General features: G+C 72.6%; 9 protein-coding genes. 4 read left to right on the top strand and 5 right to left on the bottom strand.

Annotated features, from left to right (window positions below; translation table 11 throughout):
• Together AB0M20_RS11225 and AB0M20_RS11220 are read left to right on the top strand one after the other, a co-directional pair.
• Positions 1 to 279: CheB methylesterase domain-containing protein (locus tag AB0M20_RS11225; protein ID WP_364296889.1), on the top strand; the 279-nt coding region annotated here is incomplete at its 5' end.
• On the top strand, positions 276 to 2240 hold the full coding sequence (locus AB0M20_RS11220) for a response regulator (protein ID WP_364296887.1): 1965 nt from the start codon (positions 276 to 278) through the stop codon (positions 2238 to 2240). The genes AB0M20_RS11225 and AB0M20_RS11220, both read left to right, overlap by 4 nt.
• A gap of 8 nt (positions 2241 to 2248) precedes the next feature.
• On the opposite strand, the gene AB0M20_RS11215 is transcribed toward AB0M20_RS11220, so the two are convergent.
• From AB0M20_RS11215 to AB0M20_RS11205, 3 genes are all read right to left on the bottom strand, one after another.
• Positions 2249 to 4378 (bottom strand): N-acetylmuramoyl-L-alanine amidase, encoded by a 2130-nt coding sequence (locus AB0M20_RS11215; RefSeq protein WP_364296885.1) that lies wholly within the window; start codon positions 4376 to 4378, stop codon positions 2249 to 2251.
• Between the two features lie 87 nt (positions 4379 to 4465).
• Positions 4466 to 6943: an ABC transporter permease gene (locus AB0M20_RS11210; RefSeq protein WP_364296883.1), complete on the bottom strand. Its 2478-nt coding sequence runs from the start codon at positions 6941 to 6943 to the stop codon at positions 4466 to 4468.
• Complete coding sequence (locus tag AB0M20_RS11205) at positions 6940 to 7668, bottom strand: ABC transporter ATP-binding protein (protein ID WP_364296891.1); 729 nt, start codon at positions 7666 to 7668, stop codon at positions 6940 to 6942. The genes AB0M20_RS11210 and AB0M20_RS11205 overlap by 4 nt, the downstream gene beginning before the upstream one ends.
• A 175-nt stretch (positions 7669 to 7843) precedes the next feature.
• Between AB0M20_RS11205 and AB0M20_RS11200 the strand changes: the two genes are divergently transcribed.
• Positions 7844 to 9019, top strand: a complete 1176-nt coding sequence (locus AB0M20_RS11200; RefSeq protein WP_364296881.1) for a histidine kinase — start codon at positions 7844 to 7846, stop codon at positions 9017 to 9019.
• Entirely contained in the window at positions 9016 to 9654 is a 639-nt protein-coding gene (locus AB0M20_RS11195; protein ID WP_364296879.1) for a response regulator transcription factor, read from the top strand. Before AB0M20_RS11200 ends, AB0M20_RS11195 begins: the two co-directional genes overlap by 4 nt.
• On the opposite strand, the gene AB0M20_RS11190 is transcribed toward AB0M20_RS11195, so the two are convergent.
• Both AB0M20_RS11190 and AB0M20_RS11185 read right to left on the bottom strand, forming a co-directional pair.
• Positions 9647 to 10147 carry a GNAT family N-acetyltransferase gene (locus AB0M20_RS11190; protein ID WP_364296877.1) on the bottom strand — a complete coding sequence of 167 codons (501 nt, stop codon included), beginning with the start codon at positions 10145 to 10147 and terminating at the stop codon, positions 9647 to 9649. The two genes, AB0M20_RS11195 and AB0M20_RS11190, sit on opposite strands and share 8 nt — an antisense overlap.
• Positions 10148 to 10164: 17 nt before the next feature.
• A partial coding sequence (locus AB0M20_RS11185) for a response regulator transcription factor (protein ID WP_364296875.1) occupies positions 10165 to 10793 on the bottom strand: 629 nt, incomplete at its 5' end.

Here is a 10793-nt window from a genome sequence, read left to right as displayed (position 1 = left end):
TGCCGGCCGAGTGTGGACGTGCTGTTCGAGTCGGTGGCGGCCGAGTTCGGAGCGGCCGCCGCGGGCTGCCTGCTGACCGGCATGGGACGCGACGGCGCCGAGGGACTGTTGCGGATGCGGGCGCGCGGGGCGCTGACCTTCGCCCAGGACGAGGCGAGCTGCGTGGTGTACGGGATGCCGCGTGAGGCAGCCCTGATCGGCGCGGCGGCGCACGTGCTGCCGCCGTCCCGGATCGCGGCCATGCTGGCCGAGCGCGTGCTCAGCGAGGTGCGGCCATGACTACGCCGCCGACCGTCCTCATCGTGGACGACAGCCTGACCGTGCGGATGGACCTGCACGAGGCGTTCGAGGCGGACGGCTTCGTGACCGTGCTGGCCTCTACCGGCGAGGAGGCCCGGGCCGCGTTCGCCGACGCCCACTTCCAGGTGGCGGTGCTGGACGTGCTGCTGCCCGACGCGGACGGCCTGGAGCTGCTCCGCGAGCTGCGCGCCGCCCCGGGCCGCGACGCCGTGGTCACCGTGCTGCTGTCCACCGAGGCGGAGGTGGCCGACCGGCTGCAGGGCCTGCGCACCGGCGCCGACGAGTACGTGGGCAAGCCGTACGACGCCGGCTATGTGGTGGCCAGGGTCCGGCAGCTGCTCAACACCCTCGACACAGGGCTGGACGCCGACAGCGACCGCACCACCGTGCTGGTCATCGACGACAGCATGACCTTCCGCGCGCAGCTGCGCGATCTGCTCGAGCCGGAGGGCTACGCGGTGCTCACCGCCACCTCCGGCGAGGAGGGCCTGCGCGTGGCGGCGGACCGCCGGCCGCAGGCGATGATCGTCGACGGCGTGATGCCCGGCATCGACGGCGCCACAGTGATCCGCCGGGTCCGGCTGGACCCGGCCCTGCGGGACACCCCGTGTCTGCTGATGACCGCCGCCGACGACTACGCCACCGAGGTGCAGATGCTGGAGGCGGGCGCCGACGGGTTCGTCCGCAAGCAGCAGGACCTGGCGGTGGTCGTGCTGAAGCTGGCCGCGATCCTGCGGCAGGCGGCCGAGCAGCTGCCGATCGGCCCGGTCGGCAGCCTGCACGGGCCCAGCAAGGTGATGGCCGTGCACCCGGATCGTTACGCGCTCGGCGAGCTGACCGAGGCGCTGCGCAGCGACGGGTACGACGTGGTGACGACCGCCGAGCCGAACCAGGCGCTGGAGCTGCTCGCCGCGCAGCCGGTCGACTGCATCGTGCTCGGCTCCGACGGCACCAGCGGCCGGGAGACCTGCCGGCGGATCAAGGAGGCGCCGCAGATCGGCGACACCCCGCTGGTGATGACCGGCGCGCGCGACGACTCCATTCTGGACTGTCTGGAGGCGGGCGCCGACGACTACGTGCGCACGGTCGACGGACCGGACGCGTTGCGCGCGCACGTGCGTACCCAGATCCGCCGTAAGCAGAGCCACGACGAGAGCCGCCGCATCCGTGAGGAGCTGATGCGCCGCGAGCTGGCCGCGGCGGAGGAGCGCGCAGCGCGACAGCTGGCCGAGACCCGCGCAGCGCTGGTCGAGGAGCTGGAATGGCGCAACCGGGAGCTGGAGGCCTTCAGCGGCTCGGTCTCGCACGACCTGCGCGGCCCGCTGCAGATCATCTCGAGCTTCGCCGAGACCATCCTGGAGGAGGACGACGAGCCGCTCAGCAACCAGGTGCGACATCGGGTGCAGCGGATCCACGCGGCGGCCGAGCGGATGGCCGACCTGGTGGAGTCGCTGCTCATCCTGGCCCGCGCGAGCCGCGGCGAGCTGCGCCGGCAGCTCTTCGACCTGACCGCGATGACATGGGAGGTCGCGGCCGAGGTGCAGGCGCGAGATCCGTCGCGCAAGGTCGAGTTCACGGTACGCGAGGACATGACCGCCGACGCCGACGAGGGCCTGGTCCGGGTGATCCTGGAGAACCTGGTGAACAACGCGGTCAAGTTCACCCGCAGGGTCGAGCAGCCGGCAGTCGAGGTCGGCTGCTCCGGCGACCGCTTCTTCGTCCGCGACAACGGCGCCGGATTCCCGGCCGGCGAGGCGAACAAGCTCTTCCGCCCCTTCGCCCGGCTGCACAGCGCCGAGGACTTCCCGGGCACCGGGATAGGGCTGACCACCGTGCACCGTGCGGTCGAGCGGCACGGCGGGGAGATCTGGGCGGAGGGCGAGGACGGGCGGGGCGCGACCTTCTGGTTCACGCTCCCGCCCGCGCGCAGCCTCAGTTGAGAGCAGCCTCACTTGAGATAGGCGATGCCGTCGATGTTGACGCCGGACCGCCCGGCCGCCCCGGTGTTGATCACGGCGACCGAGTGCCGGCCGGAGCCGGTGCTCATCGTCCAGATCATCTGCCGGTAGGACGACCCGGACGTCTTGGTGTCGATGGTCGCCCGCTTCACCGCGTCCACATAGATGTCGATCTTGCCGGAAGTGCTGGTGCGGTTCACGATCACGCCCACCCCGCGGCCGGTGAACGACCAGGTGAGCCGGGCCTTCGCCGTCGCGCTGTAGAGCGCCTTGCCGTTCAGATACGACGTGTTGGACTTCGCCGTCCAGGTCTTGTACCGGGTCGCGGACGTCTCGGGCAGCAGCGTGGCGGTCTGCGTGACCGTGGAGACAGCGCCGTTGCCCGGCAGGTCGGCGGCCTGCATCGTCCACGTCTTGGCCGTGCCCGGCCTGGCGCTCGTCGAGTACGACGTCGCGGTCGCGCCGAAGCCCACCGCCGGGGCCGGCACGGTGAGGCGCACCGAGGCGAGCTTCACGTTGTCGGTGACCTTCCACTTCACCGCGACCGGCAGAACGGTGGCGGACACCGTGCCGGTGCGCGGCACGATGGACAGGCCCGGGTTGAAGACCGGCGCCTTGTCGTCGGCGATGACGCTGGTCGCCGGGGTGATGGCGGTGCCGCCGTCGGTGCGTACCGACCGCACCTGGACCTTGCGCGTGCCCGCGGTGAGCTTCACCGGCGCGGACCGCGCGGTGGCCGGCGCGGTGGCCTTGACGACGCCGTCGACCAGCAGCTCGAACTTCGCGAGCGTCTCCTGCGGCACGGTGGTCGTCCAGTTCATCGTGACGGTGTCCTTGACGTAGTAGAACCCGTTATAGGCGCGGCCACCGGTGGGCGCCTGCGCGACGAGGCTGCCGTCGCTGCCGCCGGCCAGGGACCGGATCGACGGCAGCTGCCCGTAGAGGGTGCCGCCCGGGCACTCGGTGTTGACCCCGTCGCGGTGGCCGGAGATGCGGTGGAAATTCACCACCGTGCCCTGCGGGAACTTGCCGTCGGCCGCGCCCTCGGTGAGCGGGGAGGTGCCGATCGGAGCCAGGTTGTACTGCCCCAGCCGGGCCGCGGCCACCCTCGCGATCACCGTCTTGACCACCTCGGGCACGCCGATCGTGCGGTAGTCGCCGAGCACCGCGATGCCGGACGAGCCGGTGTTGAACCCGTACGTGTGCGCGCCGATCACCGAGCGGTCCACGCCGCCCGCCCGTCCCTCGAAGAGCGTGCCGCACTTGTCGGCGAGGTAGTTGTAGCCGATGTCGTTCCAGCCGCGGTTGGTGACTTGGTCGGTGAGGATGCCGCGCAGGATGGCCGGCGAGTCGGCGCAGTCGTAGGTGTTGGCGCCCGCGGTGTGGTGCACGAACTGGACCTTGACGTCGTTCGCGTACTCCGGCGCGTTGCGTACCAGGGACTCGTCGGCACCCCACTGAGCCCGCGTCCGGTACGCCGGGAAGGCGGTCGCCGCGCCGCCCTGTCCCCCGGCCCTGGGCCGACTCATCGAGGTGCCGTCGGTGCCCGGATCGATCAGGTTGAGCCGCAGGCCGGCCGGGAGCGGCTCGGACGCCGGCCCGCTGCGCACCCGAGCCGCGACCCCGTCGGCCGGGCCGACCCAGATCGCCCCGGTCCCGCCGCGGACCCTCGCCGTGGCCTCCTTGCCGCCGTCGGGGCCGTTGCTCTCGTCGGTCTCCAGTGCCTGCCACGGCGACCAGCGCCGGGTCTGCGCCGACCGGGTGCGCACCTCGACCGTCCCGGACGGCGCGTCCTTGGGGTCGGTCCAGGTGACGCTGACCATGCTGAACGGATCGGCGTCCCGCTCCGGCAGGTCGGCCGACCGCGCCGCCCTCGGCGCCAGCTCGATCTTGCGGGAGATCGCGCGCCGCGGCTTGGTCTTGCGTACCGGCCGCTCGATCACGGCCGCGGTCTCGGCGACCGGCTCCTCGCCGACCGGCGGCTCGGCCGCGACCGGCGGGTCGTAGAACCGTGCGACGGCCGCGGGCCGGTCGCCGTGCCACGTGACGATCGCCGCCGTACCCCCACCGGCCGCCACCACGGCGACCGCGACTAATCGGATGAAACTCCGCTGATGCACCCGTTCTCCCCCCGGAGGGCCGCGTCGATCAACGCGGCCGGACCGGCGGATGCTAGCGGATCTCTGGTCAGGAGTGGGTACCGTGCCTCACTCCGTGCCCAGCGCGGTCACCGGGCTGACCCTCGCGGCGCGGCGCGCCGGCAGCACACCGGCCAGCGCGGTGATCACCACGAGCACGCCGAACACCACCGCCAGCTGCGGAACCGGAAGAGACAGCGGCATGTTCTGGCCCAGCGCCTTGATGGCCAGCCAGGCGTACGGGACGCCGAGCAGCAGACCCATCGTTGCGCCGAGCACCCCGTAGAGGCTCGACTCGACGGTGAGCATCCCGCGCAGGCCACCGCGACCCAGGCCGACGGCACGCAACAGGCCGGACTCGCGCGACCGCTCGACCACCGACAGCGCGGTGGTGGTGCCGACGCCGACCACGGCGATCAGCACGGTGAGGCTGACCAGCCCGATCACGATCAGCAACAGCATGTCGAGCTCCTGGTCGATCTCGTCGCGCTTGTCCGCGAGCACCTCGAGGCCGACACCCGCTCCGCCGCCGGTGGCCTGCCGCAGGGCCCGCTGGGCTTCGGTGCGCGCGTCCTCACCGGACCTGGCGGCGTCGGCGAGCAGCCCCGAGTAGCCGGCCGCGGCGCCCAGCCGGGTCAGGTCACCCGGTGTGAGCACGATGCCGGTGTAGAGCGGCGCCGAGTCGGGCAGTACCGCGGCGACGGTGACGGTGGCCGTACCCTTCGCCGACCTCAGGGTGACCTCGTCGCCGGCGTGCAGGGACGCGACGTCGGCGAGGTAGCCGGCCACCACCGCCCGACCCGGCTCGAGGTCGCGCCAGGAGCCCTCGGCAACGTCCAGGTCCGTCAGCGCCGGCAGGGCGGAGAGCGGCAGGTCGCTGCCCTCGACGGCGGTGGTGCCGACGGTGATCTCGTCGAGCCGGCGATACGGCGCGACGTGGATCAGCTCGGGACGGGCGCGGATCCGCTCGACCACGGCCGGGTCCAGCGGCTCGCTCGAGGTCACCTCGAAGTCGGCGGGCACCGCGACGGCCGACTGGCGATCCGCGAGGACCCGCTCGGACGCCACGCTGACCAGCGCTCCGGCGATCAGCGTCACGCCCAGCGCCACCACGACCGACACCGCGGCCGCGCGCCGGGGCGCACCACCCACGCCGCCGACCGCGAGCCTGCCGGTCGGGCCGAGCTTGCGCAACGGCCAGCCGACCGCGGCCAGCATCGGGCGGACCAGCACCGGGCCCAGCGCGATCAGCGCCAGGAACGCCAGCGCGCCCGAGCCGACGATGACCAGCAGCATCACGTCCGGCCGGTAGTCCTTGTCGTCCCGGCCGGGCAGGTTGAGCAGCACGTACGCGACCAGCAGCCCGGCGCCCGACGCGAGCAGCAACCCGCTCACCCAGCGGAACGCGCCGATGCTCCTCCTACCCTGCGTCACGGCGGCCGACCGCAGCGCCTCCAGCGGCGACACCCGCGCGGCCGAGAAGGCCGGCGCGAGCACCGCCACGACGGTGATGAACACCGCCAGGGCGACCACGCCCAGTGCCTCCAGCACAGGGAACCCGGGCGACACCAGCGACTTCGACACCAGCGGCACCGCCAGCCCGGCCAGATAGGCGACGCCGACCCCGATCACGCCGGCGACCAGGCCGGTGAGCGCGCCCTCGGCGGCCAGCGCCCGGATCAGCGAACCCCGGCCGGCGCCGACCGCCCGGAGCAGCGCGAGCTGCCGCATCCGCTGGGCGAAGACAATCCGGAAGGTGGACGCGGCGACCAGACCCGCGGCAGCCACCGCGATGGCCACGAACATGGCGACCACGGCGAAGATGTCGTTGACGCCATCGGCCTTCTCCGCCGCCTGGCGCACCCGGACCGTCTGCGCGTCCTCCACCTTGTTCTTCGCCCCGGCCAGCGCGGCGAGCGCGGTCTTCACCCGCTCGGGGTCGCCCGCCGTCACGTCGATGTGGTCGACCGTGGTGCTGCCGAACTTCATCAAGGTGCTCAGCGGGGCGTAGGCCTCATCGCCACGGTCATCGCCGACGTCGACCAGACCGGTGACGGTCACCTTCACCGGCGCCGCCGGCTTGCCGTCGTCGTCCCACCGCGTGACCATCTTCGTCTTCGTGCCGACCGACAGGCCCATCCGCTCGGCGGTGCGTGGGGTGACCGCCAGCTCGCCGGCCTTGTCGGGATAGCGGCCCTGGGTCAGGCGGGCCGCCGCCAGCGGGCCGGCGCCCGGGTCCGCGGTCAGGGTCAGGTACTGCCCGCCGAACTCGGCACCGCCGTACGCCCGGCCGGCCACGGCGGACACGCCGGGCGTCTTCTCGATCCTGGTGACGAGGTCGGGGGTGAGCTGCTCGCCGGAGACCACCAGCGACGCCGCGGCCGGGGTGGTGCTGAGCCCGTTGAGCAGGCTCTTCACGGTTATCTGCTGGGCCAGGACGGTCGCGTAGACCACGAAGGACGCGACCAGGACGGCCAGGCCGGTGAGCAGGAAACGGGCCGGGCGGCGGGCGGCGCCGCCGAGCTGGGTGCGCAGGACCCCCCTCATCGGGCCGCCGCCAGCTGCTGCAGGGCGTCGGTGACGGCGGCACGGTCCGGGCGATCGAGGTCGCCGGCCACGCGGCCGTCGGCGAGCAGCACCACGCGGTCCGCGTACGCGGCGGCGCCGGGGTCGTGGGTGACCATCACGATGGTCTGGCCGAGCTCGCGTACCGAGTTACGCAGGAAGCCGAGCACCTCGGAGCCGGAGCGCGAGTCGAGGTTGCCGGTCGGCTCGTCGGCGAAGACGACCTCGGGCCGCGACACCAGGGCCCGGGCCAGGGCGACGCGCTGCTGCTGGCCGCCGGAGAGCTCACTGGGCCGGTGCGCGAGGCGGCTACGCAGGCCGAGAACGTCGATCAGGTGCGCGAACAGCTGCCGCTCGGGCCGGCGGCCGGCCAGGTCCAAAGGCAGCGTGATGTTCTGCTCGGCGGTGAGCTGCGGGAGCAGGTTGAACGACTGGAAGACGAAGCCGATCCGCTCGCGGCGTACCCGGGTCAGCACCCGGTCGGGCTGCACGGTCAGGTCGGTCTCGCCGAGCAGCGCCTGGCCTTTCGTCGCGGTGTCGAGGCCGGCCAGGCAGTGCATCAGCGTCGACTTCCCGGAGCCGGACGGGCCCATGATCGCGGTGAACCGGGCACGGTCGAAGCCCACGGTCACCCCGTCCAGGGCGCGTACCGCGGTGTCTCCACTGCCGTACACCTTGACCAGGTCGACCGCGGACACCGCGGCCATGGTTCCGGGCCGGCCGTAAGCAAGGGTCGTCACGTTTCTCTCCTCCGCTGGGGTCGGCACACTCTCTCGACGACCGGGCGGGCGACACATCGGCCCCGGGGCGGGATCCCGTCCGGGTGGGGATCTGCCTTTCGGCCGATGGGTGCCGCATGACCACCGCATAACCTGGGTGTCGATGGCGAATCAGGTGAATCGGACCGCGCTGCTGCGCGCCGGGCAGGCCGGCGCGCTGCTGACGATGGCCGTGCTCGGCGTCATCGACGTGCTCTCCGCGGTGAACAACAGCGGCGGCGCCGGTCTGCTGCTGATCCCCCCGGCGCTGGCCGCCGCCGGGGTGTGGCTGCCCCGGCACGAGCAGGGCTCGGTCAAGCTGCCCAAGGCGGCGCTGCTGCTCTCCGCCTTCTCCTTGCTGACCACCTTCGTCATCGCCGCCGCCCAGCAGACCCAGGCCAGCTTCGGCATGGCCGAGGCGCTGGCCCTGCTCGGGGTGCTCTTCGTGGTCTGCCGGCGCGGCGACCCGGCCTGGTCGGTGATGGCGGTGGTCGCGACCGTCGCCGCGGTCGGCCTGCTGCCGATGCGCGGCGGCTTCGACTACATCTTCATCATCTGCGGGCTGATCCTGGCCCTGGCCGCGGCGGTCGCGATCGGCGGCGGCGTCTATCTGCGAACGGTGGACACGCAGCGCTCCCGGGCGATGGACGCGGTCCGCGCCGAGCAGCGCGCCGAGTTCGCCCGCGACCTGCACGACTTCATCGCCCATCACGTCACCGGCATCGTGGTGCAGGCGCAGGGCGCACGGTTCATCGCCGAGCAGGACCCGCAGCGGGTGCTGCTGGCGCTGGAGCAGATCGAGCAGGCGGGCGCCGAGACGATGGCGTCGATGCGACGCATGGTCGGCGTACTGCGCGACCCGTCGGCGCGGCCGGATGCACCGCTCGCGCCAATCGCCGGGGTGCCCGAGCTGGCCGCGCTGGTGGAGCAGTTCACCGCGACGGGCGGGCCGCTCGCCCGGCTGCACACCGACGGCGACGTGCACGGGCTGCCGGTGGAGGTGTCGACGTCGGCGTACCGGGTGGTGATGGAGGCGCTGACCAACATCCGGCAGCATGCGGACGGGGTGCGGGTGGTGGACGTGTGGGTCCGGCGTACCGAGGAATGGTTGCTCGTCCGGGTGGCCAACGACGGCGCGCCGCCCCGCACGACGATGCCGCGCGAGCGGCAAGGGTACGGTCTGGTGGGGCTGACCGAGCGGGTCAAGACGGTGGGCGGGCGGGTCACCGCCGGGCCGGGCATCGACGGCGGCTGGGTGGTCGACGCGGCGCTGCCGCTGATGATGGAGGTGGGCCGTTGATCCGCGTCATCATTGCGGACGACCAGGCGATGGTGCGGACCGGCTTCGGGATGATCATCGGTGCGCAGCCCGACATGGAGGTCGCCGGCGAGGCGGCCGACGGCGTCGAAGCGGTGGCCCTGGCCCGCCGGGTGAAGCCCGACGTCGCGCTGCTCGACATCCGGATGCCCAAGATGGACGGTCTGGAGGCGCTGCGGCTGCTTGCCGGGCCGGGCGTGGCGGAGCCGGTCAAGGTTGTGGTCGTCACAACCTTCGACCTGGACGAGTACGTGCACACGGCCCTGCGCAACGGCGCGGCGGGTTTCCTGCTGAAGGACTCCGGCCCGGCGCTGCTGGTCGAGGCGGTCCGGGCGGCGGTGTCGGGTGACGCCCTGATCAGCCCGTCGATCACGGTGCGGCTGCTGGAGCACCTGAGCCCGCCCACCCCGACCGGAGACGACGGCGGGCTGTCGCCGCGCGAGCTGGACGTGGTGAAGCTGGCGGCCAGAGGCCTGACCAACGCGGAGATCGCCGGGCAGCTGTTCATCTCGGTGGGCACGGTGAAGACCCACCTGGGCAGCGTGCAAACCAAGCTGGGCGCCCGGAACAGGGTGGAGATAGCCGCCTGGGCGTGGGAACGCCGCCTGGTCAGCTGAGGTCGATCCAGTATCGGTATTTGCCGTCGCGCTCGTCCTCGAGGACGCCGTTGTGGTGCTCGATGACGCGCCGCGAGGCCTCGTTGGTCACGGCGCAGGCGATGAGGACGCGGCCGATGTTCAGCTTGCGGGCCGCGGTGAGGACTTCGCCGAGTGCCCAGGAGGCGAGGCCGCGTCGGCGCGCCGACGGTCTGATGCCGTACCCGATGTGGCCGCCCCGCTGGAGCAGGTCGTCATCGAGCTCATGCCGCAGTGAGATGGACCCGAGCACGGTGTCGCCGTCGACGATCCACCAGTAGGTGCAGGGCACCCAGTCGCGGCCTTCGGGCCCGCTGCGCAGGCGCGTGACCCAGTCGGCGAAGCCCGCCGCGGAGTCCACGTCGTCGGTCGGCCGCAGACCGGAGCCGTCCTGGTGGACGCCTCTCCCCCAGTCGTCGCGGGCATCGAGCCACTGGCGGTGCAGGCGGACGGTGGGCGTGATGAGCTCGGGCACGCGGCGAGATTATCGAGTCAGGATCCTCGGGCACCGCGAATATCGACCAGCCCCGCGTCGTAGGCCACCAGCCCCACCTGCGTGCGGTTGTCGCAGGCGAGCTTGGCCATCACCCGCGAGACGTAGCCCTTGACCGTGCTCTCGGCGAGGTCCAGATCGGCCGCGATCTGGGCGTTGCTGTGCCCGCGCCCGAGGCAGACCACGATCTCCACCTCGCGGTCGGTGAGCCGCTCGAGCAGCGCCCGCGCCCGGCGTCGCTCGTCGCGCTGCGCGTCGGTGTGCCGCTGAGTGGCGCGGAGCAGCCGTTGCATCGCCGCGGGCGACATCACGGAGTTGCCGGTGGCCGCTGCCCGCACGAGGTCGACCAACTCACCGGGCGAGGTCGACTTGAGCAAGAACCCGGACGCGCCGGCCTCCATCGCGCGCAACACGTAGTCGTCCGCGTCGAAGGTGGTCAGCGCCACCACCGCAGGCGCCGAGACCAGCGCCGTAAGCCGCGGGATGGCCGCCAGCCCATCGACACCGGGCATCCGCAGATCCAGAAGCACGACATCGGGCCGCAGCCGCACGGCAAGCTCGACCGCCTCGGCACCGTCATGGGCCGAGCCCAGCACGGAGATGTCGGCGGCCGACGACAGAATCGTGG

Origin of the sequence: Actinoplanes sp. NPDC051633 (genome assembly GCF_040681735.1) — a bacterium.
Lineage (GTDB): Bacteria > Actinomycetota > Actinomycetes > Mycobacteriales > Micromonosporaceae > Actinoplanes.
Note: the sequence above shows the minus strand (reverse complement) of the source record. Positions and strands in the feature narration are given on the sequence as shown.

Excerpts from the sequence above, each read along its gene's own strand:
- AB0M20_RS11210 (WP_364296883.1), bottom strand. The coding sequence starts at position 6,943 with ATGAGGGGGGTCCTGCGCACCCAGCTCGGCGGCGCCGCCCGCCGCCCG.
- AB0M20_RS11220 (WP_364296887.1), top strand. The coding sequence starts at position 276 with ATGACTACGCCGCCGACCGTCCTCATCGTGGACGACAGCCTGACCGTG.
- AB0M20_RS11200 (WP_364296881.1), top strand. The coding sequence starts at position 7,844 with ATGGCGAATCAGGTGAATCGGACCGCGCTGCTGCGCGCCGGGCAGGCC.
- AB0M20_RS11205 (WP_364296891.1), bottom strand. The coding sequence starts at position 7,668 with ATGGCCGCGGTGTCCGCGGTCGACCTGGTCAAGGTGTACGGCAGTGGA.